Source organism: Thermaurantiacus sp., from assembly GCF_053487655.1.
On sequence record NZ_JBRCLD010000094.1, the window covers coordinates 1 to 25,660 of the forward strand.

General features: G+C 66.3%; 26 protein-coding genes and 1 tRNA gene. 14 read left to right on the forward strand and 13 right to left on the reverse strand.

Features of this window, described 5'->3' with window-relative positions:
• From ACWIQA_RS09135 to ACWIQA_RS09175, 9 genes are all read left to right on the forward strand, one after another.
• Positions 1-185 (forward strand): DsbA family protein (locus ACWIQA_RS09135; RefSeq protein WP_448582763.1); only part of this gene is annotated, 185 nt, incomplete at its 5' end.
• A 22-nt stretch (positions 186-207) separates the two neighbouring features.
• The gene (locus tag ACWIQA_RS09140; RefSeq protein WP_448582764.1) at positions 208-3,669 is read left to right on the forward strand and encodes a chromosome segregation SMC family protein; all 3,462 of its coding nucleotides are present in this window, start codon (positions 208-210) and stop codon (positions 3,667-3,669) included.
• Positions 3,670-3,713: 44 nt separating this feature from the next.
• Complete coding sequence (locus tag ACWIQA_RS09145; RefSeq protein WP_448582765.1) at positions 3,714-4,115, forward strand: AtpZ/AtpI family protein; 402 nt, start codon at positions 3,714-3,716, stop codon at positions 4,113-4,115.
• A gap of 13 nt (positions 4,116-4,128) precedes the next feature.
• The gene (locus ACWIQA_RS09150; protein ID WP_448582766.1) at positions 4,129-4,875 is read left to right on the forward strand and encodes a F0F1 ATP synthase subunit A; all 747 of its coding nucleotides are present in this window, start codon (positions 4,129-4,131) and stop codon (positions 4,873-4,875) included.
• Between the two features lie 13 nt (positions 4,876-4,888).
• Positions 4,889-5,116, forward strand: coding sequence for a F0F1 ATP synthase subunit C (locus tag ACWIQA_RS09155; RefSeq protein WP_194745029.1), 228 nt, complete (start codon positions 4,889-4,891; stop codon positions 5,114-5,116).
• 18 nt (positions 5,117-5,134) lie between these two features.
• Positions 5,135-5,614, forward strand: coding sequence for a F0F1 ATP synthase subunit B family protein (locus tag ACWIQA_RS09160; protein WP_448582767.1), 480 nt, complete (start codon positions 5,135-5,137; stop codon positions 5,612-5,614).
• Between the two features lies 1 nt (position 5,615).
• Positions 5,616-6,146: a F0F1 ATP synthase subunit B family protein gene (locus ACWIQA_RS09165; protein WP_448582768.1), complete on the forward strand. Its 531-nt coding sequence runs from the start codon at positions 5,616-5,618 to the stop codon at positions 6,144-6,146.
• A gap of 10 nt (positions 6,147-6,156) precedes the next feature.
• Entirely contained in the window at positions 6,157-6,912 is a 756-nt protein-coding gene (locus tag ACWIQA_RS09170) for an endonuclease/exonuclease/phosphatase family protein (protein WP_448582769.1), read from the forward strand.
• Between the two features lie 205 nt (positions 6,913-7,117).
• Positions 7,118-8,500: a phospholipase D-like domain-containing protein gene (locus tag ACWIQA_RS09175; RefSeq protein ID WP_448582770.1), complete on the forward strand. Its 1,383-nt coding sequence runs from the start codon at positions 7,118-7,120 to the stop codon at positions 8,498-8,500.
• Here the strand turns inward: ACWIQA_RS09175 and ACWIQA_RS09180 are convergent.
• Positions 8,457-8,786 carry a chorismate mutase gene (locus tag ACWIQA_RS09180; protein ID WP_448582771.1) on the reverse strand — a complete coding sequence of 110 codons (330 nt, stop codon included), beginning with the start codon at positions 8,784-8,786 and terminating at the stop codon, positions 8,457-8,459. The two genes, ACWIQA_RS09175 and ACWIQA_RS09180, sit on opposite strands and share 44 nt — an antisense overlap.
• Positions 8,787-8,876: 90 nt before the next feature.
• On the opposite strand from ACWIQA_RS09180, the gene ACWIQA_RS09185 reads away from it, so the two are divergent.
• The 4 genes from ACWIQA_RS09185 to ACWIQA_RS09200 all read left to right on the forward strand — a co-directional run bounded on the left by ACWIQA_RS09185 (position 8,877) and on the right by ACWIQA_RS09200 (position 11,112).
• A complete protein-coding gene (locus tag ACWIQA_RS09185; RefSeq protein ID WP_448582772.1) occupies positions 8,877-9,902 on the forward strand; it encodes a polyprenyl synthetase family protein in 1,026 nt (341 codons plus the stop codon).
• A 367-nt stretch (positions 9,903-10,269) separates the two neighbouring features.
• Entirely contained in the window at positions 10,270-10,551 is a 282-nt protein-coding gene (locus ACWIQA_RS09190) for an ETC complex I subunit (protein WP_448582773.1), read from the forward strand.
• 28 nt (positions 10,552-10,579) lie between these two features.
• Positions 10,580-10,653: transfer RNA gene (locus tag ACWIQA_RS09195), tRNA-Arg, on the forward strand.
• A gap of 21 nt (positions 10,654-10,674) precedes the next feature.
• Positions 10,675-11,112, forward strand: a complete 438-nt coding sequence (locus ACWIQA_RS09200; RefSeq protein ID WP_448582774.1) for a baeRF12 domain-containing protein — start codon at positions 10,675-10,677, stop codon at positions 11,110-11,112.
• A 4-nt stretch (positions 11,113-11,116) separates the two neighbouring features.
• Here the strand turns inward: ACWIQA_RS09200 and ACWIQA_RS09205 are convergent, their stop codons facing one another.
• The 7 genes from ACWIQA_RS09205 to argS form a co-directional block, all read right to left on the reverse strand.
• Entirely contained in the window at positions 11,117-13,210 is a 2,094-nt protein-coding gene (locus ACWIQA_RS09205) for a PQQ-dependent dehydrogenase, methanol/ethanol family (protein ID WP_448582775.1), read from the reverse strand.
• A 154-nt stretch (positions 13,211-13,364) separates the two neighbouring features.
• Positions 13,365-14,630, reverse strand: coding sequence for an MFS transporter (locus ACWIQA_RS09210; protein WP_448582776.1), 1,266 nt, complete (start codon positions 14,628-14,630; stop codon positions 13,365-13,367).
• The gene (locus ACWIQA_RS09215) at positions 14,627-15,073 is read right to left on the reverse strand and encodes a hypothetical protein (protein WP_448582777.1); all 447 of its coding nucleotides are present in this window, start codon (positions 15,071-15,073) and stop codon (positions 14,627-14,629) included. The genes ACWIQA_RS09210 and ACWIQA_RS09215 overlap by 4 nt, the downstream gene beginning before the upstream one ends.
• Positions 15,074-15,125: 52 nt before the next feature.
• On the reverse strand, positions 15,126-16,025 hold the full coding sequence (locus ACWIQA_RS09220) for an SDR family oxidoreductase (protein ID WP_448582778.1): 900 nt from the start codon (positions 16,023-16,025) through the stop codon (positions 15,126-15,128).
• Between the two features lie 166 nt (positions 16,026-16,191).
• Positions 16,192-17,259 (reverse strand): dTDP-glucose 4,6-dehydratase, encoded by a 1,068-nt coding sequence (rfbB, locus tag ACWIQA_RS09225; RefSeq protein ID WP_448582779.1) that lies wholly within the window; start codon positions 17,257-17,259, stop codon positions 16,192-16,194.
• Positions 17,260-17,275: 16 nt separating this feature from the next.
• Positions 17,276-18,091: an SPOR domain-containing protein gene (locus tag ACWIQA_RS09230; protein WP_448582780.1), complete on the reverse strand. Its 816-nt coding sequence runs from the start codon at positions 18,089-18,091 to the stop codon at positions 17,276-17,278.
• Positions 18,091-19,815 (reverse strand): arginine--tRNA ligase, encoded by a 1,725-nt coding sequence (gene argS / locus ACWIQA_RS09235; RefSeq protein ID WP_448582781.1) that lies wholly within the window; start codon positions 19,813-19,815, stop codon positions 18,091-18,093. The genes ACWIQA_RS09230 and argS overlap by 1 nt, the downstream gene beginning before the upstream one ends.
• Positions 19,816-19,949: 134 nt before the next feature.
• On the opposite strand from argS, the gene ACWIQA_RS09240 reads away from it, so the two are divergent.
• On the forward strand, positions 19,950-21,260 hold the full coding sequence (locus tag ACWIQA_RS09240; protein ID WP_448582782.1) for a DUF3011 domain-containing protein: 1,311 nt from the start codon (positions 19,950-19,952) through the stop codon (positions 21,258-21,260).
• A 170-nt stretch (positions 21,261-21,430) separates the two neighbouring features.
• On the opposite strand, the gene ACWIQA_RS09245 is transcribed toward ACWIQA_RS09240, so the two are convergent.
• From ACWIQA_RS09245 to ACWIQA_RS09265, 5 genes are all read right to left on the reverse strand, one after another.
• Complete coding sequence (locus tag ACWIQA_RS09245; RefSeq protein ID WP_448582783.1) at positions 21,431-22,363, reverse strand: lysylphosphatidylglycerol synthase domain-containing protein; 933 nt, start codon at positions 22,361-22,363, stop codon at positions 21,431-21,433.
• 90 nt (positions 22,364-22,453) lie between these two features.
• Entirely contained in the window at positions 22,454-23,323 is an 870-nt protein-coding gene (rfbD, locus tag ACWIQA_RS09250) for a dTDP-4-dehydrorhamnose reductase (protein WP_448582784.1), read from the reverse strand.
• Positions 23,320-23,880 (reverse strand): dTDP-4-dehydrorhamnose 3,5-epimerase, encoded by a 561-nt coding sequence (gene rfbC, locus ACWIQA_RS09255; protein ID WP_448582785.1) that lies wholly within the window; start codon positions 23,878-23,880, stop codon positions 23,320-23,322. Before rfbC ends, rfbD begins: the two co-directional genes overlap by 4 nt.
• Positions 23,877-24,755: a glucose-1-phosphate thymidylyltransferase RfbA gene (rfbA, locus tag ACWIQA_RS09260; protein WP_448582786.1), complete on the reverse strand. Its 879-nt coding sequence runs from the start codon at positions 24,753-24,755 to the stop codon at positions 23,877-23,879. Before rfbA ends, rfbC begins: the two co-directional genes overlap by 4 nt.
• Before the next feature lie 25 nt (positions 24,756-24,780).
• A complete protein-coding gene (locus ACWIQA_RS09265) occupies positions 24,781-25,614 on the reverse strand; it encodes a 2OG-Fe(II) oxygenase (protein ID WP_448582787.1) in 834 nt (277 codons plus the stop codon).
• Between the last annotated feature and the right edge of the window lie 46 nt (positions 25,615-25,660).

The following is a 25,660-nucleotide window of genomic DNA, read 5'->3' on the forward strand; positions in this document are numbered from 1 at the left end:
GCGCGCGGTTCGAGCAATGTGTTGGCGATGCTGCTGCAATGGAGCGTCTGATGGCGAACCAGAAAATCGCCATGGAGAAGCTGCAGGTCAACGCTACGCCCACCTTCTTCATCAATGGCCGCAAGGTCGATGGTGCGACCAGCTGGGAGGTGTTGCGCCCGCGGCTGGAAGCTGCGTTGTCGTGACTGGGCCGGAACGTTCCGGCTAATGCAGTTTGAGCGGCTTCGCCTGGTTGGGTTCAAGTCGTTCGTCGAGCCGACCGAGCTTGCCATTCTCCCCGGCCTCACCGGGATCGTCGGGCCCAATGGCTGCGGCAAGTCGAACCTTCTTGAGGCGTTGCGCTGGGTCATGGGCGAAAGCTCAGCCAAGTCGCTGCGCGGCGGCTCGGCGGCGACTGGCGGCGGAATGGAGGATGTGATTTTCGCCGGCACTGCGAAGCGCCCGGCGCGCAACTTCGCCGAAGTGGCCTTGTCGCTCGACAACCGTGACCGCCGGGCACCGGCGGCCTTCAACGGCGAGGACAGGCTCGAAGTGGTGCGCCGGATCGAGCGCGGCAGTGGCAGCGACTATCGCATCAACGCCCGCGAGGTCCGCCAGCGCGACGTCCAGATGCTGTTCGCCGATGCTGCAACTGGTGCCCACTCGCCTGCGCTCGTGAGCCAAGGCCGGGTGGCTGCACTCATCGCTGCTCGGCCTGATGAACGGCGCCAGCTGCTTGAGGATGCCGCCGGAGTGAGCGGCCTTGCGGTGCGCCGCCGGGAGGCCGAGATCCGGCTGAAGGCCGCGGATTCAAATCTTGGGCGCCTTGCTGAAATCGTGGCAGCGGGCGAAGCGCAGGCTTCCACCCTTCGTCGTCAGGCCCGAGCAGCTGAGCGCTATCGCGACTTGTCTTCCCGCATCCGTGCCGCTGAGGCGGCCTCGGTTCGGCTCGCCTTCCTTGACGCGTCGGCTCGGGCTGAGGCCGCCGAGGCTGATGTCCGCAAAGCCGAGGCCGAGCTCGCTGCTGCCGAGGAGGCCGAAGCCGTTTTGCGCACTGCGCAAGCCTCGAAAGCTGCAGCGCTGCCAGGACTGCGCCAGGCCGAAGCTGAGGCTGCCGCTCGTCTCCAGGCCATTCTCACTGCCCGTGCCACTCTCGTTGCCGAGCGGGTTGCAGCCGAGCAGCGCCAGCGTGACCTTGCGGCCGCGCTTGCCGCTGCGCGTGCGGAGCGCAGCGAAGCCGAGCGCCGGCGCGCGGACAGCCACACAACCGGTGCGCGCCTCGAGGCCGAACGCACGGCAGCCATGGCGGAGGCTGCAGATGCTGAGGCGGCAGCCGGGCCAGCGGCAGCCGATGTGACGCATTGCGAGGCGCTCGCTGCCGAGGCTGAGCAGGCGCTTGCAGAGGCGGTTGCAGCGCATGCAGCGATCGTGGCCGAAGCCCGTGCCGTGAGGGCTGCAGCTGATGCAGCGCGCAGCCGACTCGCACGGGTTGCAGGCGAACGTGACCGTCAGCTCGCAGCGTTGAAGCGTCTTGATGCCGAAGGCAGCACGGGGGCTGCGGACCAGCGCGTCAGCGCGGCAGCGGAGGCAGCCGCCAGGGCTGCGGATGCGACCGCCGCGGCCCGGACTCGAGTCGCCGAGGCAGCTGCGGCGCGGCGGGCAGCCGAAGAGGCGCGCGCAGCCATCGAAGTGGCTCTGGCGGCGGCGCGGGCAGAGGTTCGCGGTCTCGAAGCCGAGAAAGATGCTCTTCGCCGCCTGTCGGGCGACGCATCGAAGCCAGCGCGCAGTCTCTATCTCGAAGCAGAAGCTGGCTATGAAGCAGCGCTGGCAGCTGCACTCGGCGACGATGCCGATGCGGAAGCTGGACCGGCGGACGCTGGTTCGCCTCCGGCCCGGCGTTGGGCGGGCGCTCCCATCACGCCAGATGATCCACCGCTTCCCCCTGGTGTGGCGCCGCTTGCCCCCCATGTGGCAGCACCGCCCCAGTTGGCGCGTCGCCTGGCCCAAGTCGGGCTTGTGACTGAAGTCCCGGCAGCTGCGCTTCTGGCAGCGCTCAAGCCTGGCCAGCGTCTGGTCAGCCGTGAAGGCTTTCTCTGGCGCTGGGATGGTTTTGAAGCGCCGCCGGGCGGGCGCAGCGCTGCAGTCGCTGAAACGCTGCGTCAGGCCAACCGGCTCGCGGAAATCGAGACTGCGCTTCCAGCACCCAGGGCACGGTGTGCTGAGGCTGAAGCCGAGCTCGCCTGCCAGCGGGATCGTGTGGCTGCGGCTGTCGCTGCCGAGCGCGCCGCAGTTGCAGCCGAAGCGGCAGCACAGCGCGCCCAGGCTGACGCCGAAGCGCGGCTTCAGGGCGCGCGCAACGCTGCTGCCGAAAGCCACGCCCGCCGCAGTGCGATTGCGGCATCGGTCGAGCGGCTTACGGTCGAAGCCGAGAGTGCGGCGGAAGATGCTGCTGCAGCTGCCGTCAAGGTCTCTGAGCTTCCGGATGCCAGCGCGGCCGCGGAGGCCGTCGGCGACGCCCGCCTCGCTGCCGAGAGGGCCCGAGCTGACCTTGCCCGCGCCCGCGCTCATCTCGCTGCCCTGGTGCGCACGGCGGCCGAGGAGCGCGCGCGTGCAGCCGGCCTCGCGCGCGAGATGGAGGCCTGGGAAGCCCGCGCAGGCGAAGCCCTGGAAGCGATGGACCGGCTTGCTGGCCGTATCGAGCAGCTTGATTCCGAGCATGCCGCGCTCGTCGGGACCCCTGCTGCCATGACGGCGCGATTGCAGGCAATCGAAGCCGAGCTTGCAGCTGCTGAAGCGGCTCGCAGCGCAGCTGGCGATGCCGTGCTTGCTGCTGACCTCGAACTTGCCGACCTTGATCGTGCCGCCCGCAGCGCCGCAGCACGGGTAGCCGACCTGCGCGAGGCACGCGGTGCTGCCACCGCTGCTGCTGCCGCCGCCCAGGACAGGCTCCAGCGCCTCGTCAGCGAGGCTGGCGGCGAGCCCGAAGCTCCAGCAGACTGCCCTGACGAAGCAGCCCTGGCTGCGCGCGCGCGCGAGCTCCCGGCCCTTGTTGCCGAGCGCGAGCGCATGGGGCCAGTCAACCTTGTTGCTGCCGAGGAGCTTGCAAACCTCGAAGCCGATCTCACCCGCAAGCGCGCCGAGAAGGCCGAACTGGAGACGGCAGTGGCCCGCCTGCGTGCTTCGATCGGTGTGTTGAACCGCGAAGCCCGTGCGCGCCTGACAGAGGCCTTCTCAGCGGTCGACCGGGCGTTCCGTGAGCTGTTCCAGACACTCTTTGATGGTGGCTCGGCTGAGCTCGGCTTCGTCGACAGCGATGACCCGCTCGAAGCCGGGCTCGAGATCCGCGCCCAGCCGCCTGGCAAGAAGCTGCAATCGCTCTCGCTGCTGTCGGGCGGGGAGCAGGCGCTCACCGCGATAGCGCTCATCTTTGCGCTTTTCCGCACGCGTCCGGCGCCCATCTGCGTGCTTGACGAAGTCGATGCACCGCTCGATGACGCCAATGTCGAGCGGTTCTGCCGCCTGCTTGCGCATATGGCGGAAACGACTGCGACGCGCTTCCTGATTGTCACCCACAACATGATCAGCATGGCTGCCATGCATCGCCTCTACGGTGTCACCATGGCTGAACCTGGGGTTTCCCAGCTTGTTAGCGTCGAACTTGCGGCAGCTGGCGACCTGCTCGCTGCTTGACGTTGCCAGCGACTGCCCCTAACCGCCTGCGTGCGGGTAGGGCCATGTCCTTCCGCACTGGTCCGTCTGGCGACATGGGGCGCTATTCCGTGACTGACCCGGCCCAAGAGCGTGCGAGCGAGGATCTCGACGCGCGCATCCGGGCAGCGAAAGCACGGCAGGCGCCTGAGGTTCGGCAGGTGGCCACATCCGCGCTGGCGCGGGGCACCCGCTATGCGGCCGAGCTTGCGGTCGCAACCGTGGTCGGCTTCGGGCTTGGCTGGTTTCTCGACCGCCAGCTCGGGACTGAACCTTGGCTTGCCATCCTCTTCCTGATGCTGGGAGTGGCGGCGGGCTTCCGCAATCTCCTGCGCGCAGTCGAGCAGGAGACTCGGGCGGTCGAGGCGGAGGCGGCGGCAGCGGCACGAGAAGACGGCGGGTCCGAGGGTCCGCCAGGGTCAGGGTGAGAGACGCGCGCGCATGGCAAGTCCGCTCGAGCAATTTGCGATCAAGCGCTACGCTGAATTCTCTGTCGGCGGCGTGGATGCGAGCTTCACCAACGCGTCGCTGTTCATGCTGATTGCGCTTGCTGCGCTCACCCTCTTCCTCTGGCTTGGAACGCGGAACGCGGGGCTTGTTCCTAACCGCTGGCAGGCTGCACTGGAGACGCTGCACGAATTTATCGCCGGCATGATCGACGAGAATATTGGGCCGAAGGGCAAGGCCTATCTCCCCTTCATCTTCTCGCTCTTCATGTTCATTCTTGCCTGCAACGTCATTGGCCTGTTTCCGTTCAGCTATACGGTGACCAGCCATCTCGCTGTGACGGCAGCACTAGCCGCCTTCATCTTCATCCTCACGATCGTCATCGGCTTCTGGCGCCACGGCCTCCACTTCTTCTCGCTGTTCGTGCCGCCTCAGACTCCGGTTGTGCTCCTTCCCCTTATCATCCTGATTGAGCTCATCTCCTTCCTGTCGCGGCCAGTCACGCTGGCCGTGCGTCTGTTTGCGAACATGACTGCCGGCCACATCCTTCTGAAGGTGTTTGCCGGCTTTGTCATTTCGCTTGGACTTGCCGGCGGGGGGCTGGTTGCGCTTGGCATCCTGCCCCTGGCCATGAATGTCGCACTGTTCGCGCTCGAACTCCTGGTCGCAGTGGTGCAGGCCTATGTCTTTGCCTTGCTCACGTGCGTCTACTTGAACGACTCCATCAACCTCGAACACTGAGAAGGACAGACACATGGATGCTGCTGCGGCGAAACTCATTGGCGCTGGGATCGCCACCTTCGGCATGGGCCTTGCCGCCCTTGGCGTCGGCATCATCTTCGGCCTGTTTCTTTCTGGCGCGCTCCGCAACCCGGCCGCTGCCAACGCCCAGCGGCCCAACCTCCTGTTCGGCTTTGCAGTGACGGAAGCGCTTGGCATCTTCTCCTTCCTCGTTGCCCTCATCCTCCTCTTCGTCGTCTGACGCGCGGCGGGAAGCCCCATGCCCCAGTTCGACCCGTCCGTCTTCGCACCCCAGGTCATCTGGTTGGTGCTCGTCTTTGCTGCCCTCTATTTGGTTGCCTCGCGCGCGCTGCCGAAGGTGGAGCAGGCCGTTGCGGATCGCCGGATAAAGATCGCGACTGATCTTGCAGCAGCAGAGCAGGCCCGGGCCGAAGCAGAAGTGGCGGCCACCGACCGCACGACCGAACTCGGTGAGGCTCGGGCTGAGGCCCTCAAGCTCACAGGAAGCGCCCGTGCTCGTGCTGATGCGCTGGTGGCCGAGCGGCTGTCGAAGGCGGAGGCAGCGCTGGCAGCGCGGGCCCGCGAAGCGGAGTCCGCGCTTGCGGCAGCGCGTGCGGAGGCGATTGCAGCGCTTGACGAAGTGGCAGCCGAGGCGGCTGCGGCCATGGTCGGGAAGGTCGCTGGGCTTGAAGTCGGGCTCGACGAGGCCCGCAAGGTGATCCAGAAGGTGGCAGCCTGACATGGCCAAGCAAGCCCAACCCGGCACCGACGCCTCGCACGCCGCCGATGCCTTCCTCGGGCTCGACAGCTATGGCTGGGTTGGGCTCGCCTTTGGCCTTTTCGTCCTTGTTCTGTGGCGCCTTGGCGCCTTCCGGGCCATTCTCGGTGCACTCGACAGCCGGGTCGCCAAGGTGCGTGCAGACCTTGCCGAGGCAGAAGCCCTGCGGGCCGAAGCACAGGCCATTCGTGACAAGGCTGCCGCCGAGGCCGAGCAGGCCCGTCGGGACGCAGCTGATATGCGCGCCCGCGCCGAAGCAGATGCTGCGCGTATCCTCGCTGGCGCAGAAGACGAGGCGGCAGCAGCGATTGCCCGCGCCACGCGTCTGGCCGAGGACCGGATTGCGGCTGCCCAGCGCACCGCCGAGGCGGAATTGCGGGCACGGGCAACCGAGCTTGCCACTCGTGCCGCCAGTGAGATCCTCGCTGCCCGCCAGCAAGAGCTGAAGGGCCTGACCGACACGGCGATTGCAGGGCTCGACCGACGGACCTAGCTTGACGGCCATGGACGCGGCGCCGGACCTCCACGAAGCCGCGCAGCTTCTGGCCTCGCCTCCACGAGATCTGGTTGCGGTGAGCTACAATATCCACAAGGCCGTGGGTTCTGATGGCCGCCGTCAGCCCGAGCGGATCCTCGACGTACTCGACGAGATCGGGGCGGACATCGCCGTCCTGCAAGAGGCCGATCGGCGCTTCGGCATTCGCCACTCCGTCCTGCCTGTGCCCTTGCTTGCGGCCCGCGGCTGGCGCGCCGTCCCGTTCGACTGCTCTGGTATCAGCCTCGGCTGGCACGGCAATGCCGTTTTGGTCAGGAACGGCGTGGTCCCGCTCCGCTATCGGCGGATCCGCTTGCCAGCCATCGAGCCGCGCGGCGCCGTGCTTGCCGACCTTGGAGTCGGGCCTGGCACCTTGCGCGTTGCTGGCATGCATCTCGATCTTTCCGGCTTGCAGCGCCGGAACCAGGCCGAGGCCGTCCTCCAGCACCTTGCAGCAGCACCCGGTGACCCGCCAACCCTCGTGATGGGGGATTTGAACTGCTGGCGGGCCGATGAGCCCAGCCTGCGAGCGCTCAGCGCCCGGCTGCGGCCGTTGCCGCTGCCAGCCAGCTTTCCCGCGCGCTTGCCGATCGGCCGGCTCGACCGCATCTTTGCCAGCGCTGACCTTTCGGTCCGCGACTTTGGCGTTCATGCCTCTGCGACTGCGCGAATCGCATCTGATCATCTGCCGGTCTGGGTGCAGCTCGGCCTCGGTCTGTCATGAGGAAGGCCGCGCGCTTGTGACGGCGGGCGGGCTCTTCCTTGTCGCTGCCGCAGCTGCGGCCACGTTCTGGCTCACTCTCTGGTGGCTGTCTCGCCTTCCGCCTCCGGAGCCGAGGCCGAAGCTCGGTCCTCCCCGGCCGCTGAAAGCGACTGCGCTTGGCCAGCGTTTCGCGCCTGCGGTTGCTGCGCATCCGGGCCTGTCGGGCGTGCGTCCCCTGCTGGATCCCCTGGAGGCACTCGCAGCAAGGGTCCGTCTGGTGCGCGCAGCGCAGGCCAGCCTCGACGTCCAATACTATATCTGGCGTTGCGACATCGCTGGCCTTGTCCTGCTTGCAGAGCTGCTGGTGGCGGCCGAGCGCGGTGTCCAGGTCAGGCTTCTTCTCGATGACAATGGCATCGCCGGGCTCGATCCGGCGCTCAGGTCCATCGACGAGCACCCGCGAATCGAAGTGCGGCTGTTCAATCCCTTCGTCCTTCGCCGCATCAAGTCGCTTGGCTATCTGGTCGATTTCGACCGGCTGAACCGGCGGATGCACAACAAGGCGCTGATCGCCGATGGCACACTTGCCATTTTGGGCGGCCGCAACATCGGCGATGAATATTTCGGCGCAACCGATGCCACTCTCTTTGCTGATCTCGACACCATCGTCGCTGGCCCGGTGGTGGCCGATTTAGCCGCCGACTTTGCCCGTTACTGGGAAAGCGCCTCCGCCCATGCTGCAAGCCGGATCCTTGAGCGCGTCAAAGCCTGGCCTGGTGCCCGCCTCCGAACACGCGCCGCCGAGGCTATGGCACGGCCTGAAGCGCAGCTCTATGGCCCGGCTCTTGGCCCAGCGCCGAAACCTGATCCCCTGCTTGACCCAGCAGGGCTGGAGTGGGTTCGATGCACGCTCGTCAGCGACGATCCCGGCAAGGGGCTCGGCACGGCAGGCCGCGACCATTTTCTTGATCGCCAGCTGCTGTACGTGATCGGCCAGCCCAAGCGTGCGCTCGGGCTGGTCTCGCCCTATTTCGTCCCGACGCGCGCAGGCGTTGCCGCGCTTGTCGGGCTCGCCAGGGCTGGCGTGCAAGTTGCAATCCTCACCAACAGCTGGGAAGCCAACAATCACCGCATTGTCCACAGCGGCTATGCCCCGCATCGCCGGGCCCTGCTTGCTGCGGGTGTGCGCCTGTTCGAGGCCAAGAGGCAGTTGCGCGAGGCACCGTCCCCGGGCTTGGCCGCAGCTGGCGGTCGCCAGCGCTGGGCGCGGCGGTCCTCGTTTCGCGCCTCCGGCTCGGCACTCCATGCCAAGACCTTCACAGTCGATAGTGAACGGCTCTTCATCGGATCATTCAACTTCGACCCCCGCAGTCTTGTCTTCAACACCGAGCTCGGCGTCATTATCGAAAGCCCGCGGCTTGCGGGTGCGCTCGCTGCCGAGTTCGCTGCTGGCTTTCCGGGTGCGGCCTATCGAGTCGAGCAGTCTGGGCAGGGTTTCGTCTGGCACGAGGCGGACGGGACCAGGCATCTGTCCGAGCCAGGCACCCGCTGGCGCGACCGGGCTCTTATTCGGTTGCTGGCGCTCCTTCCGCTCGACTGGCTTCTCTAGCCGCTGCGGCGCTGCCCCCGGCTTGCGCGTGGTGGCGGATCACTTCATCGATGATGAAGCGCAGGAACTTCTCGGTGAAGTCCGGGTCGAGCTCGGCCTCCTGTGCAAGCCGCCTCAGCCGCGCAACCTGCTGGGCTTCGCGCTCCGGATCTGCTGGAGGCAGCCCGGCGGCTGCCTTGAAGGCGCCGACCTTCTGGGTGATCTTGAACCGCTCGGCGAGCAAGTGAACGAGGGCCGCGTCGATGTTGTCGATGCTCCGGCGATAGTCCCTGAGCTTGTCTGACATGTCACTCCCCTGCCTCACCTCCGGGACTTCCCCAGCGTGCGACCCGCTGGGCCTTGCCTTCGCCCAATTCGCCCCATAGCCGGGGTGGCGATGTCGGCAACGCCACCTCCTGCGCAAGTCCTCCCGCTCAAGCGGGCGAAGCCGAGCCTTGCGCCCTTGATGGCCTTGGTCGCGCCCGGTCTCAATGCCGTCAACCGCGTGATTCTCGACCGGATGCAGAGCGAAGTCGCGCTCATCCCCGAGCTTGCTGGCCACTTGATTGCCGGCGGTGGCAAGCGGCTGCGGCCGATGCTGACGCTGGGCAGCGCTGCAGCGCTCGACTATGCCGGCGACCGTCACCACCGGCTCGCTGCTGCTGTCGAGTTCATCCACACTGCCACACTCCTCCATGACGATGTCGTCGACGGCTCGGACCTGCGGCGCGGCCGGGCGACGGCCAACATCATCTGGGGCAATGGCGCCTCTGTCCTCGTCGGCGATTTCCTCTTCAGCCGCGCTTTTGAGCTGATGGTGGAGGATGGCTCCTTGAAGGTGCTGAAAATCCTCTCGCGCGCCAGCGCTGTCATTGCTGAGGGGGAAGTGGCGCAGCTCACCACCCAACGTGTGGTTGAAACCAGCGAGGAACGTTATCTTGCCATCATCAGCGCCAAGACCGCAGCGCTGTTTGCTGCCGCCTGCCAGATCGCTGCTGTCGTTGCCGAGCGTGGCCAGGCGATTGAAGACGCGCTCGAAGCCTATGGCCGCAACCTCGGGATCGCCTTCCAGCTCGTCGACGACGCGATCGACTATGTCTCCGACTCCGCGACCATGGGCAAGGACACGGGCGATGATTTCCGCGACGGCAAGGTGACGCTTCCGGTCATCCTCGCCCATGCCCGCGGCGACACCGAGGCGCGCCGCTTCTGGGCGCGGGCCATGCGGGGCGAGGCAAACGGGGCGGACGCGCTTGCAGAAGCTGTTGCCCGCCTTGCTGAAACAGGCGCTATTGAGGATACGCTTGCGCGCGCCCGCCTCTACGGCAGCCGCGCGCTCGATGCACTCGCAGTCCTGCCTGAAAGTGCTGCGCGCGCCGCACTCGCCGAGACCGTCGCCTTTGCCATCGACCGCGCCTACTGAGCTGGCCTTGAGCAGTGCGGCTGCTCTGACTGGCCTTCCCGTCAACGCCACCCGTGACCCTGGCGCGCGCGAGCGCTTCGCCCCGGCCAGCGTCGAGCCGCCACCTGGAACATTGCCTGGACCTGCGACCTTGCCGGGTTTGGCACGGAGCAGCTGGGCAGACGTCTGCTGCGGCCTTGCGCTGCCATTATCGATAGCATCCCTGGCGGGAGGAGCTGTCTTGCCGATGCGTAAAGGCCGCGCTCGAAGGCGATCTGACTGGCGAGTCTGGCCCGTTGTCCGCATGCGTAACAGCTATGTCGAGAGAAGACCGCAGGACCAGTTTCGGGCTCTTGCAACATGTGCGCCTTGCGCCTTTACCAGCGGCATGGCGCGCGCACGCATCTATCAGCAGGGGAAGCCCGCCACCCAGTCCGGCCGGGCGCGGGCCAACCTGTTCATTCTCGAGTGGGAGAGCGAGCGCCCCAAGCGGCCCGACCCGCTCATGGGCTGGGCCGGGGGTGCTGACACGGCCGAGCAGCTGCGCTTGAGCTTCCCGACGCTGGAAGCAGCGCTTGCCTATGCGCGCACTCAGGGGCTGGAGGTTGAAGTCGTGCCGCCACAGACCAAGCGGCTCATCCTCAAGAGTTATGCCGACAACTTCCGTTGAGGCTGCGCTCGGGCTAGGTTTTGGACAAGACCCCGTAGCTCAACCGGAGAGAGCGCCTGCCTTCTAAGCAGGGGGTTGCGTGTTCGAATCACGCCGGGGTCGCGACTTCTGGGAGAGAAAGGCATGAAGCTTCCTCACGATGCGCTGGTGGTGGTGGCCGATGGCGGGCGCATGGCGCTCTATCGCAATCGCGGCAATGCCTTCGCGCCCGACCTCGAGCTTATCGAGCAGGAAGCGGTTGCATTTCCGCGCACGTCCGAAATCGGCGCTGACCGCCCGGGCCGGGCCTTCGAGAGCAGTGGAAGCCGGCGCAGCGCCTATGAGGGAATCGACATCCACGACAAGGCTGAGGAGGGGTTCTGCCGGTCGATCGCTGACCGCATCGCCATTCTCTTGCCGCAAGCAAAGGCTGGCCTCCTCCTGGTTGCAGCGCCGCGGGCGCTGGGCATGATCCGAAGCCACCTTGCAGAAGATGTGCGCAGCGCCCTTCTTGGCGAGATCGGCAAAGATTATGCCGGCATGAGCCCCGCGGACATTGGCAAGGCGCTCGCGAAGCTCTGAGCCCTCAGCCCGTCGGGTTATTGGCCCGGTCGAGCACATAGGCCCGGATCGCTTCGGCCTCATCTGGGGTCAGGTGCCTGGCAAAGCTGATCATGCCGTTGCCGGCGAGACTTCCTTTGAGCACGACCTCCTCCCACTGCCTGGGATCGGCTGTGATCGGGGACCAGCGCAGGTCGGGAAGCACGCCTGACGAAATGGCAAGCGGCCCGTGGCAGACGGCGCAATTGCGCGCGTAATGGAGAAAGCCGGCTTCGACCATCTGCGGCGTGCCGAAGGCCGGCGCTTTTGGCGTGCGCTCGACCATCGGCAGATCGGGGTCGGGAATGGTACCGTTGCCCCCCAGCCGGAAGGTAACGACGCGGCCGAGCTTGGGTGGCACTTCGCGATCGAAGAAGAAGCCAGCGGCAAGCGCGAAGGCGGTGCCCCAGCCGGTCGCCACGGTCACATACTGCTCGCCATCAAGCGCATAGGTAACGGGAGGGGCGGCAATTCCGGACTTCAAGTTCATGGCCCAAAGCTTGCGCCCGGTCGCCGCCTCATAGGCGACGAAATCGCCCTTGACCGTGCCTTGGAAGACGAGCCCGCCTGCAGTTGAGAGAATGCCGCCATTCCACGGGCCTTCATGCTCGACTGTCCAGCGCGGCTTGCGCGCGACTGGGTCCCAAGCGATGAGCCGCCCCTTCAGCATGGCGCGCACCGCCTTCAGCGTGCCTTCGGGCAGCCGCGGTGCGAAGCCAGAGGAGAAATCCACTCCCGTGTTCCACGCGACCGGCCGAGTCGCCATCAAAGCGTCCCGGTGCATCGCCTGCGGGATTTCCTGGGCTGGGATGAAGACCAACCGCTCGGTCGGGCTGTAGGCCATTGGATGCCAGTTGTGGGCGCCAAGCGGACCTGGCGCCACCAGCATGCTGGTATCCCCGTAGCGAGCCTGTTTCGTCTCGATAGGCCGGCCGCGCGCGTCAAGCCCGCTTGCCCAGGTCATTGGCACGAAGGCATCGCCGGAGAGGAGCGCGCCGGTTTTCGCGTCAAGCACGTAGAAGAAGCCGTTCTTGGGCGCCTGCATGACGACGCGCCGCATTGTGCCTTTTGGTCCCAGCGGCAGCTCGGCGAGGATGAGCGTCTGCGTGGCGGTATAGTCCCAATTGTCGCGCGGCGTCGTCTGGTAATGCCAGCGGTAGTGTCCCGTGTCGGCATCCACGGCAACGATCGAGGAGACGAAGAGATTGTCGCCCTTGCCTTCGGGGTCGCGGACGTCGGCATTCCATGGGCTGCCGTTGCCAACACCCATGATGACCTGGTCATTGCGCTCGTCATAGACGATTGCGTCCCACACTGTGCCGCCGCCGCCATCGCGGGTCCAGGCGCCGCGATTGCCCCAGGTCGGATTGGCAAGCCGCGCCAGCGCCGTGTCGGATGCTGCGCCATCGGGGCGCTTGTCAGGGTTCGGCACCGTGTAGAAGCGCCAGCGCAGCGAACCGTCCTTGATATCATAGGCAGAGAGATAGCCACGCACGCCAAGCTCGGCTCCGCCATTGCCGATGAGGACCATATCCTTCACCACCCGCGGTGCGCCTGTGATGGTATAGGGCTTCGTCTGGTCGACGGTTGTCACCGACCAGATGAGCTTGCCCGTCTTCGCATCGAGCGCCTGGAGGCGGCCATCGAGCACGCCAAGGAAAAGGACGCCGTCGCGGATGGCAACGCCGCGATTGACGACATCGCAGCAGGCCTTGGCTCCGACTGCCCGGTCAACTCCGGGATCGTGCACCCAGAGCTCCCGGCCGGTTCGTGCATCGAGCGCATGCAGAACCGACCAGCTCGAGGTCACATACATGACGCCGTCGGCAATGATGGGCGTTGCCTCCACGCCACGGCCGGTGGAAAGGTCATAGGTCCAGGCGACCCCGAGTTTGGCGACATTGCCCCTGTTGATCTGCGCCAGCCGTGAATGACGCTGCTCGTCATAGGTGCCGCCATAGCTCAGCCATTCGGCATGGGCCGAGCCTGCCTTCGCCAGGCTGTCAGTCTCGGCTGGCCCCGCCTCGCCGGCGGGCGCACCCGGCCAGCCACTCCCTGCGAGCAGGGCCAGCACAGCCACTAATGCCACCCCGCGCATCCATGAGCTTCTTCTCACTTCCCACTCCCGTTCAACCTTCTCCTCGGCCTTGCCCCTAGGCCGGAAGGGAAGGGCAATTCCCTCCGACTTTGCAACCCCCGTGCCTGCTGCTGCCAGCCATCACCGCTGCTCGTGGTCAAGCCCGGGCAATCCGCCGCGGCGCCTGGAGGCCCATTGTCACCAGCAGGAAGGCAGCGCCAGCCATGGTGGCGGCAACGAAAAAGGGTGCGCCGGGAAGACGGAGCAGCGCGTCCGCACCCGAGACGCTGGCGAAAATTTGCGCATAGAGCGGCGGCCCGAGCACGATTGTTACGCTCGAAATCGCATTCAGCGCTCCTTGCAGTTCACCCTGGGCATCGGGGGCAGTCATCGACGTCGCGAGTGCCTGCAGGGATGCCGGAGCCAAAGCGCCAAGGGAGCCGATGAGAATGCCGCCGAGCAGAAGTGCTGGCGTTTCGGCAAGCGCATAGAGGCTGGCGGCAAGCACACCCGCAAGCAGCCCGGCGCGCAGGGTCCGCGCTTCGCCCAGGCGCTTGACTGCTCGCTTGACCAAGAGACCATTGACCAGGACGGAGAGCAGCCCGACCATGCCGAGCGACAAGCCGACATCTTGTGGCGACCAGCCATAGCGATACTGGGTGTAATAGGGCCAGATGGTGTGCTGCGCCTGGATTGCCATCCACCAGAGGAAATGGACGATGGCGAGCACGAGCAGCGGACCGCGCACGGCCGAGAGCCGGCGGAAGGTCGAAAATGGGTTGGCGCGGGCAAGGCTGAACGTCCGCCTCAGGTCTTGGCGCAGGCTTTCCGGCAGCACGAACCAACCGAGCAGGAAATTGGCCATGCAGGCGGCCGAGGCGGCAAGGAAGGGAAGCCGATAATCCTCTGCCCCGAGCAGCCCGCCGAGGGCGGGTCCGGCCATGAAGCCGAGCCCGAAGGCCACGCCCACCAGCCCGAAGTTTTGCGCCCGCTTCTCCGGCTCTGTGACATCGGCAATATAGGCGTAAGCCGTGGCATAGCTTGCGCCCGTTGCCCCTGCGATGATCCGGCCGATGAAGAGGACGAGGAGGTTGGGCGCGAAGGCTGCGATAAGGAATGCGAGGGCATGGCCTGCGCTCGAGACAAGCAGCACCGGCCGCCGGCCAAAGCGATCGGAGAGCCCGCCGAGGACCGGCGCGGCCATGAACTGGGCGATGGCAAAGCTCATGACCAGCCAGCCGCCAATCGCCGAAGCCTCGGAGAGCGAGACGCCCCCAAGCCGCATCACCATGGTGGGCAGCACCGGGATGACAAGCCCGAAGGACAAGGTGTCGATCCACACCAGGAGTACGATGAAGGCCAGCGCCCGCCGGCTGGCAGGCCGGGCAGCAGCAGTGTCCGTGCGGGTCTCGGGCGCGTTCAAGCGCTGTCGCCGAGCTTGCCGTGCAGCTGTTCGAAGCCCTTGACGTCCCCTGCTGCGAGAAGCCGCGCTTGCTCCTGCCAGCGATCACGCGCTGGCCGCCCCTGGAACTGGCCGAGGCGCGCGTCGAGTGCAGCGAGCTCGGCCTCGCTCATGTCGGCGATCTGCTGGAACCGGGTGATCCCGAGCTCGCCGAGCAGGGTGGCGAGCTTCGGTCCCACCCCCTTGATCTGGCGCAAGTCATCTGGCGGGCCTGCGGCTGGCGGCACGGTCAGCGGAGGAAGCTCCGTCCCTTGCCTGGTGGCCTCTTCGGCACGGGGCACTGCCTCCGGTGGCGGCACTTGGATGAGCCTTCGCCGTCGCGCCGGGATCACGACAAAGACGACAACAGCGGCGAGGAAGACGAGGATGGCAAAGCCGAGGAGAAGCCCCTGGTCGATGGTCATGAAAGAAGCCTAGGAGGCGCTGCGCGTCATGGTCAATCGCGCCCGGGCCGCCTCAGGTGGTGCGCTGGGCCCGGTCCTGCTGGTTGGTCGCGCGGATGGCAGCTGCGATCATCTCCCAGTCCGACGCCTCCAGCCTGGTCAACTGGCTGAAATTGCCACCACTCACCAGCCATTGGCCACCGTCGATCGCGATGATCTCGCCAGTCAAATAGGCGCACTCGTCTGCCATCAGAAAGAGGGCGAGCTGGGCCAGCTCGAAATGGTCACCAAGCCGCCGCAGCGGAATCTGCTCTGCTCCCGAGCCGCCGCCGATCTTGGCGGCAAGAGGTGCCGGCATCAGCCGCTCCCACGCCCCCTTGGTCGGGAACGGCCCCGGCGCAATGGCGTTGGCGCGGATGCCTTTGGGGCCCCACTCGACAGCAAGACTCTGTGTCATTGCCGCAACGCCTGCCTTCGACATGGCCGAAGGCACGGTGAAGGGCGAGCCGTTCCACACCCAAGTCGTGACAATCGAGAGGATGTTCCCCTTGTGGCCACCGGCGATCCAGCGTTTGCCTGCAGCAACTGTGGTGTTGAACGTGCCGTGCGCCACGATGGAGGCGATGGCGTTGAAGGCATTGGCCGACAAATCCTCGGTGCGGCTGATGAAATTGCCGGCAGCGTTGTTGACAAGGCCAGTAAGCGGCCGGTCGGCGAAGATGGTCTCCATGGCCTCGTCGATCTGGCCGGCGTTGCGGATATCGACGGCCATGGGCGTGACTGTGCCGCCGGTTGCTGCGCGCATCTCGGCTGCGGCCTCTTCCAGCACCTGCCCGCGTCGGCCCCAGATGACGACTTCAGCGCCATGGGCGGCAAACGCCTCGGCCATCGACCGGCCAAGCCCAGTGCCGCCACCTGTCACCAGGATCTTCTGGCCGGCGAGAAGATCAGGCCGGAACATCGACCTTGCCATGCTGTTCTCCCCTTGCTGTCGCCCCGCTGCTAGGCGGCGAGCCCCAGCGGATTCAACTATCCAAAGTCACGCAGCCGCTTCTCCTCCATGCCCGCAGCCCGCAGAGGCCCGGGAGCGGGGCGGGCGCTGCTGGCTTCTATCGCATGGGCGCGCGGGTTGCCCCAGTTCAGGCAGCGGCGCGGTAGCTGCCGTCGCGGATCGCCCGCCACCAGGGCTCGTTTTCGAGATACCATTGAACGGTCTGGGCGAAGCCGCTCGCAAAATCGTAGCGCGGTGCATAGCCGAGCTCGGCCATCGCTTTGCTGCAGTCGATCGCATAGCGCCGGTCGTGGCCGGGGCGGTCGGCGACGAATGTCTTGAGGCTGGCCGTGGGCTTGCCGCGTGCTGCCGGGCAATCCGGAAAGCGGAGCGCAAGGCCGGGGTCGGCAGCGAAGGCCTGATCCACGGTATGGCACAGCGTGTCGATGACGGTCAGGTTGGGAAGCTCCGCGCCGCCGCCAATATTATAGGTCTCCCCCGGCCGGCCACAGTCGATGACGGCCATGATGCCGCGGCAATGGTCCTCGACATGAAGCCAGTCCCGCACTTGCATCCCGTCGCCATAGATGGGGAGTGGCTTTCCTTCGAGCGCGTTCAAGAGGAACAGGGGAATGAGCTTCTCGGGGAACTGGAAGGGGCCATAGTTGTTCGAGCAATTCGATGTCGTGGTCTCCAGCCCATAAGTGTGATGATAGGCACGAACCAGATGGTCAGAGGCTGCCTTGGATGCCGAATAGGGCGAGTTCGGGGCATAGGGCGTCGTCTCGTGGAACGGCGGGTCGTCGGGCGCCAGCGTCCCGTAGACCTCGTCGGTTGAGATATGGTGGAAGCGGTGGGGCCGTCGGCTGTCCCCCAGCCAGGCCTTGCGTGCGGCTTTGAGGAGGGTGTGGGTCCCAAGAATATTGGTTTCGATGAAGGCGTCGGGCCCGGTGATCGAGCGGTCGACATGGCTTTCGGCAGCGAAGTGGACAAGTGTGTCCACCTGTCTGCTCGCCAACAGTTCCTCAACCAGCGTTGCGTTGCGGATATCGCCGACCACCAGCTCCGCCTTCACATTGGCGAGATTGGCGCGGTTGCCAGCATAGGTTAGCGAATCGAGCACAGTCAGCCGGTCATCGGGGCGCTCGCGTGCCCAAAGGCGCACAAAATTGGCACCGATGAAGCCAGCGCCGCCAGTGACGAGAAGCGATCGCATCAAAATCCTCTCCTGCTCAGCGCACGGGGGCGCAGGCATCGCCAGCCACCCGCAGCCGATCACAGAAGCTGCGTGGCTCGACGCCTGCATCGAGCATCACCCGCAGCCGCCAGAGAGTCCGGTCTTCACCGGGATTGGTGCGGCTGAGCTCCGGCCGCAAGCCTCGGAGCTCCGGATGGCGGGCAGCAAGATCTCGAAAGGCACGCCGCGCTGCAGCTTCGGACGAAAAGGCCCCGAGCTGGACCATGGCAAATGAACCGCTATCTGCAGGCGCGGGTGGCGCGGGTTGCGAAGTTGGTACTGGCGGCGCGGGTTTGAGAGCGGGTGCTGGCGGCGGTTCGGGCCGGCGCGGGGGAATTTCTTGTGGCTCGGGGGCTGGCAAGTTCGCAGCCTCCGACTGGCCGAGAAGGTCGGTGGGCGGGCCCCCGGCCGGCTCGCGTGGCGGCAACGGGACTGGTGTTTCCGGCAGCCGGTCGGGGTCAATGCGGCCATCGGGCGCCTGCCCCTCGCCCGCAGGAAACATGAGCTGCCCTTGGCCTTCGACTGGTGTGCCCTCGATGCCCGGGCCCTCGGCAGGCACGCGCCAAGGCCCCGGCGATGGGACCAGTGGCACTTTGTCGGCAGCCGGGATGTCCCCGGGCCCGTCGGCCTTGCGTGTGACAAGCAAGAGGCCAGCGACCACGATCGCAATCAGGAGGAGGAGCGCGCCCAGAAGAGTCCACAAGGTCTTGCGGCCGATGAGGGTTGCCTCGGCAAGCTCGGGATCAGCTTCCTCAAGCCAGGGCTCGCGGCCGCGCGCTGCCTCTTGGCGGGGCGAGGGCGTGCGCGCCATCAGCGCAGCTCCTCGACGGCTTTGACACCCATGATCGACAGCCCAGCGCGGAGAATCTGCCCCACGGCGCCTGCGAGTGTCAGTCGGGCTGCGGTCAGGCCGGGGTCGTCTGTCATGATCCGGAACATGGGATCGTCATTGCCGCGGTTCCAAAGCGCGTGAAAGGCGCTGGCCAGATCGTGAAGGTAGAAGGCGATCCGATGCGGCTCGCGCGCAGTCGCCGCCTGCTCGACCAGGCGCGGCCATTGCGCCATCCGCTTGACCAAGTCCCATTCCGCATCGTCGAGCCGGTCGAGCGGGGCGGGGACTGGCAGCGCCAGCCCCTCGGCCCGGCGCTCGACCGAGCGGATCCGCGCGTGCGCATATTGGACATAGAAGACCGGGTTCTCGCGCGATTGCTCCACGGCCTTCACATAGTCGAAGTCAAGCGGGCTTTCCGGCCGCTTGGTCAACATCATGAACCGCGTCACATCTGGCCCGACTTCCTCGACCACGTCGGCAAGGCTGACAAAATTGCCAGCGCGCTTGGACATGCGGACTGGCTCACCACCACGGAAAATCCTCACCATCTGCACAAGCTTGACATCGAAGGGCACGCGCCCGCCCGAAAGCGCTTCAACTGCGGCCATAATCCGCTTCACAGTCCCGGAATGGTCAGCGCCCCAGATGTCGATGAGGGCCGAAGACCGGGCTGCCTTCTCGGCATGATAGGCCATGTCGGCGCCGAAATAGGTCCAGCTTCCGTCTGACTTTCGGATCGGGCGATCGACATCGTCGCCGAAGGCAGTTGCCCGGAATAGCGGCAACACCGAGGGCTCCCAGTCCTCTTGCGCCTCGCCCTTGGGCGGCGGCAGGGTCCCATCATAGACGAGGCCCTCGGCGCGCAGCCGCGCTTCCGCTGCTGCGGGTGCACCACGGGCCTGGAGCTCGGCTTCGGAAGTGAAGATGTCGTGGCGGATCCCGAGGCTCTCGAGATCGGATCGGATGCAGTCCATCATCGCAGCGACTGCCCGTGCCCGGAACAGCTCCAGCCATTCGGCCTCGGGGCGGCCAAGGAAGCGGTCACCGAATTCCCTGGCCAGCGCTTCTCCCACCGGCACCAAATAGTCTCCAGGGTAAAGCCCTTCTGGGATGGGGCCGATATCCTCGCCGAGTGCTTCGCGGTAGCGCAGATGCACCGAGCGTGCGAGCGCGTCCACCTGCGCGCCGGCATCGTTTACGTAATATTCGCGCACCACCCGGTGGCCGGCAAAGGCGAGCAGGTTCGCAAGCGCATCGCCCACGACTGCGCCCCGGCAATGGCCGACGTGCATGGGGCCAGTGGGATTGGCAGAGACGAATTCGACATTGATCGGCAGTGCTTCATCTCGCGGCGGCTGCTTGCCATAGGTGTCTCCCGCAGCCCGGATGGTCCAAAGCTCCTGCGCCCACACGTCCCGGGCCAGGGTGAGGTTCAGAAACCCCGGCCCGGCAACTTCAGCCTGCGCAATTTCCGGCGCGCGCGCAAGCAGCATCGCCAAGCGCGCAGCAAGCTGGCGCGGCGGCACGCCCGCCGCCTTGGTGAGCGCCAGCGCGGCATTGGTTGCAACGTCACCATGCGCTGCATCGCGCGGCGGCTCGACAACGGGTCGCACCCCATGGCCGCTGGCGATGCTGCCCTCTGCCTCCAGCGCTGCGATGGCTTCCGCCACGCGCGCTTCAACTGTTGCAAAGATGTTGGCCATCCAAACTCCGGTTCCGCTTGCCGCGTTAGCGGCTGGGGGGCGGTGTGCCAACGGCGTGTCGTCCTGCCTTGGCAGTAGGCTTGCGCTTGGCTAGGGTTCTTCCGCGAGCAACAGGGCGCAACGGAGACGAAGGCATGGATATTCGGAATCTCGTGGCATCGGTCACGGCGGGAGCGACCGTTCTGGCACAGGTGGCGCCTGTGGCCGTCATTCTGCCGCTTGCAGCGCCCGCAGCGGCCCAGTCCACCCGCTATGTGGAAGTTCAGTGCTATTCGGCGCCGGGGCGGCAGAACCGCTGCCCACTGCCGGATGGAACCCGGTCGGTCACCTACAAGGGCCCCGACCGTTCGATGGTCTGTCGCGAGGGCCGCACTTTTCGCCAGCTCGGCAGCAACCTTTTGGTCTCGAATGGCTGTGGCGGTATCTTTGAGGCTGCAGTTGAGGACCGCGGTTCGGGCTGGGGTGGCTCGGGTGGTTCCGGCTGGGGTGGCTCGGGTGGTTCGGGCGGCTCGGGCTGGGGCGGTTCGGGTGGTTCCGGCTGGGGTGGCTCGGGCGGGGAAATCACTTGCCGCAGCATCGATAACCGCGAGCAGCGCTGCCGGGTCCAGACGGGTGGGCGCGTCGAGCTGCTACGCCAGCTTTCGAATGCGCCCTGCATCGAGGGCCAGACTTGGCGCTATGACCGCAGCGCCATCTGGGTGCGCAACGGCTGCCAGGCCACGTTTCTCTACGGCTCTGCGACTGGCTCTGGTGGCAACTGGGGCGGCTCGGGCGGCAGCTGGGGTGGCTCGGGCGGCAGCTGGGGCGGCTCAGGGGGCAGCTGGGGCAGCGGCTTTGCTGGCGAGATCCGCTGCCGCAGCAGCAACAATCGCTACAACCGCTGCCCGGTTGCAACTGGCGGGCGAGTCGAGCTCATCGAGAAGCTGTCACGGGCAGAATGCCGGGCCGGTCGCAGCTGGGGGTATGATTCGCGGTCGATCTGGGTGAACTATGGCTGCGAGGCACGCTTCGCCTACGGCCGCGGCAGCTTCCAGCCCCAGTATGGCAATGTTGGCAGCAGCAGCAGTGGTGGCAGCGGCTCCGGGGTGGCTGCTGGCATGCTCGGTGCCGGGCTCGCCGCTGGCCTCATCGCCATCTTGAACGCGCGCGGCCAGACGGCCGATACAACCCGGCCTGCCTCGACGCTCCAGGCGGACTATCGCCTGTTCCCTGCAGCAGCCCAAGTCGAAGCCAAGGCCTGCATGGCCGAGGCCGGCCGGCAGCTCGGGCATTCGGGCGCAACTGCACTTCGGCTGGACCGGGTCGTCTCATCTGAACGCCGCGGCGCGGGTTGGCACCTGGTCAGCGAAGTGACGGGCACCTGGCCGAAGGAAACCAATCGGCTGCGGCTCGAATGCACGGCGACAGCCGAACGGGTGAGTGCGTTCGACGTCCGGATGCTCTAAGGCTCCTTGCTACGGCCGCTTGTGCGGCGGGCAGCAACTTCCATTCGCGTCGCGCGTTTGCCTGGCCAAGTCTAGCACTGTTCTTGCGTCCTGGGGCTACGGCCGCCGCAAAAAATAGCCCTCGTGCCGGGGCACGAGGGCCGCTCAAGGGGGTCAGAGACGAGAAGCCGCTAATCCGGTAGCTCTTTATGGGGCGTGAACGGCGTGGCGCGAAAACGGAGCGCCTCGCGCCCGCCCAGCAACAGCACGGCTGTCCCGAATGGCAGCCAATAATAGATGAGGCGGTAGAGGAGGAGCGCCGAGACCAGCTCCGGCCGGTCAATGGCCGGAAGCGTGACGAGCATGACGGCCTCAAACACGCCAAGGCCGCCTGGCGCATGGGTGATGAGCGCGACGACGACGGCCACCACATAGGCAACCAGCAGTTGCGGATAATGCCCCCAGACATGCGTCGGCAGCAGCACCAGGAGGGCAGCGCTGGCAAGAGCGATATCAGCCGCCGCTAGCAGGAACTGGAGCAAGGCCTGCGGGAGTGTTGGCACCGGAAGCCGCCAACCCAGAAGCGTGAGCGGCCCCCGCTGCCGGGTGCAAGCGAAGAGGTAGAGCAGAATCGCGCCAAGCACGAGTGCTCCCAGCATCACTTGCAAGGGGTGCGACACCGTCATGTCATCGATCCGGAGCGCGCCGCGATGCGTGATGAGAAACAGGCCAAGTAGCAGGAAGATGCCCAGCCAGTAGGTCACGCCGGCGATCACCACGATACGGGCGATGTCGGCGGCGGAAAGCCCGGTTCCCGCATAGGCTCGCCAGCGCGCAGCACCGGCAGTTATGGGTGCAAACCCGAGGTTGTGGCTGAAGCTGTAGGCGGAGAAGGCGCCAAGCGCACACCGCCACCAGGGCAGCTGCTGGCCCATCGCTGCAAGCGCCAGCAGGTCGTAGCCTGCAAGCAGAAGGTAGCTGAGTGCCGTCAGCACCAGGGCAGCCAGAAACTGTCCGGCTGAAATCTGACCGAGCGCTGTTCCAACTTCGGCCCAGTTGAGCTCCCGCAGCAAATGGCCGAGCGCAGTTGCCGCAATCACCACCACGAGGAGCGCGCCTGCCACGGAAAGCGACAGCCGGTTCCGCCGGAGCCTGACCAGAAGGCGACGGATGCGCTGCGCGCGCACCAGCGCCTCAACCGGCCCGCGCGGCGATCACGCTGCCCGCCCAGTCACGATCATGTCGAGGGCAACGCGAAGTTCCTCGCGCCAGTGGGCAGGCAGCCCAATGCACGCCCGCGCCGCCGAACAGTCGAGGACAGAACAGGATGGTCGCTTTGCTGCGGTTGGATAGTCTGCTGTCCTGATGGGGACAACGGGGGCCGCATGGGCCAGCAGCCAGCGTGCCAGCGCTTCCTCGCGGATTGCAATGGCAAAATCATACCAGGACGCCACTCCGGCGTCGGTCCAGTGCTGGACTCCCGTTGCTCCCGCCCGCACCAAGGCGAGGAGGGCCCGGGCGAGGCTTGCTGCATGGGTTGGCGATCCCACCTGGTCGGCCACCACGCGCACTTCATCGCGTTCGGCCAGAAGACGCAGCATGGTGCGCACGAAATTCTGCCCTTCGGCAGCATAGACCCAGGCGGTGCGCACCACCAGCGCATCGGGGTGCGCGGCAAGGACCGCTTCCTCCCCGGCCCGCTTGGTCGCGCCATAGACGCTGAGCGGGGAGGGGAGGGCATCGGGCGGGTAGGGGCTGCCGCGCGCCCCGTCGAACACGAAGTCGGTTGAGACATGGACAAAGGCTGCTCCGGCAGCCTGGGCTGCCTCCGCCAGCCAGCCGGGTGCCGTGCCATTGACCAGCATGGCCTGCTCTGGCTCGCGCTCGGCCCGGTCGACTGCCGTGTAGGCAGCAGCATTGATGAGGACGTCGGGTGCCACTTCGGCGATTATGCGGGCCATGGCTCTGCGGTCGGTGATGTCGAAGTCAGCTTTGGGGGGCGCAATGAGCGCGACGTCTGGCGCCGCGGCTGCTGCCAGCGCGCGTCCGAGCTGGCCGCTGCCTCCCGTCACCAGCACCCTCAAGGAAAGACCTCCGCATCAGCGAGCAGCGGTGCTGCGGCGTCCTTCGGGGATAGCTGGGGGGACATGCGCGCACCCGCGGGGCCATCGAGCGGCCATTCGATCCCGATTTCGGGATCATCCCAGCGGATCCCGCGGTCGCTCGGCTGGTGCCAGAGAGTCGTGCACTTGTAGAGAAAATCGGCGACATCGGAGAGCACCAGGAAGCCGTGTGCGAAGCCAGGCGGAATCCAGAGCATCTCCTGCCCTTCCTCGGTCAGGATGGCGCCGGCCCAGCGGCCGAAACTTGGTGAGCTCTTGCGGATATCGACCGCGACATCGAAGACGCGGCCTCGCGCCACCCGGACCAGCTTTCCTTGCGGCGCGTGCAGCTGGTAGTGGAGCCCGCGCAGGACGCCGCGGGTCGAGCGGCTGTGGTTGTCCTGTACCCATGTCGTCGGCAGGCCGGCATCTGCGAAAGCCCGGGCATTGAACGTCTCAAGAAAGAAGCCACGCGAGTCACCATGGATTCGTGGCCGGATGCGCTTGACATCCGGCAGATCGAGGCTTTCGATGATCACGCGCGGCGCTCCACCTGCCGGAGCAGATACTCGCCATAGCCCGATTTCCTGAGCGGCTCCGCCAGCCGCAGCAGCTCCTCCGTTGTGATGAACCCCTGCCGCCAGGCGATTTCCTCTGGACAGCAGATCTTGAGCCCCTGTCGCTCCTCGACGATCCGCACATAGAGGGCGGCATCGAGTAGGCTTGCGTGCGTTCCCGTGTCGAGCCAGGCAAAGCCCCGCCCCATGAGCGCGACATGAAGGTCACCGGCTTCGAGATATTTGCGGTTCAAGTCCGTGATCTCGAGTTCGCCGCGCGCGGACGGCGTGAGGGCGTGGGCATAGTCGACCGCCCGCCCATCATAGAAATAGAGGCCAGTGACGGCGAAGTTGCTCTTGGGCTCCCGGGGCTTCTCCTCGATCGTCTCGGCGCGGCCGTCGGCGCCGAAGCTGACGACGCCATAGTCGGACGGATTCTTCACCTGGTAGCCGAACACGCTTGCGCCATGCAGGCGCTGCGACGCTTCCCGAAGCAGGTCGGGGAGGCCATGACCGTAGAAAATATTGTCGCCCAAAATCAGCACTGAGGGCTCAGTCCGCACGAAATCCGCGCCGATAAGATAGGCCTGTGCCAAGCCTCCTGGCTGCGGCTGCACTGCATAGCTGAGTGCGAGGCCCCACTGCTGTCCGTCCCCCAGCAGGGCTTCGAAGGCGGGCCGGTCATGCGGCGTGGTGATGACCAAAATTTCCCTGACCCCAGCCAGCATCAGGACCGAGAGCGGGTAGTAGATCATCGGCTTGTCATAGACCGGCATCAGCTGTTTCGAGACCGGTTTCGTCAGCGGGTAGAGGCGCGTGCCGGAGCCGCCGGCCAAGATGATGCCGCGTCGTGTCATGGGGTGTGTTCTGTCGGGCCTGTAGTTATCCGTGCCGGGCAACCATGCGCAGCAGGGCGGGCGGCACCCAGTCGTGGATGAAATGTCGCCTCGCCACTTCGCGGTCCGGGCGGTCGGCGGTGCCCGGCCGCGGCTTGAACACGGTGGTGCGCACGGGCACGTTGCGGATGCCCTCTTCGGGCGCCGTATAATAGTAGAGCGCGAGCGACTTGCGCGACCGGTCCGGCGGGCACGCCAGCGGGTCGGGCACACCGTGGAAGCTGTCGAGGTCGGTGTTGAAGATGACCGCGCGGCCCATGATCGGGGCGATCTGGGCACGTCGCTCCTTCATGTCCCGCGTCCACAGCTCCAGATGGCCGCCCCAGCGCTCGTCCCAGTCGTCGTTGAGGTAAACGAGGAGGTTGAGCCGGCGGATGACATTCATGCCCTTGCGGACATTGAAGTCGGCGTGGATCGAGAGATGTCCGCCCGGCCTGGTTTCGTGCAGCCCGCCGCCCACATAATAGGGGTCGGCGATGAGCTTCGGAATTCCCGTCAGCGCCTCGAGAAAGCGGAGCATCGGCTCGCCGTTCATCTCGGCCAGAAAGGCGCGCAGCCGGGGCGTGCGGATGTCCTTGGGCTGCCACTCATATTTCAGCCGCTCCTGGGCGCGGTCATAGCTTTTGCCGGCGCCAGCGGCCGGCCATTCGGCCAAGAGCGGCCGCAGCACGTCGGGGGCGAAAAAGTCGTCGAGGACGATGCTCGGAAACGGGTCGGCGGCGACGTAGCGATCGTGGAGCGCCGCCCCGGCCGCGCTCGCCTGCGCGACATCGAGCGCGACGACATCGTCGGAAAGCTGCAGGGTCTCGAGAACGGGCATCAGGGTCTCCGGGGGTGGACGGCCGTCGCACGCATTGCGGAGGCTC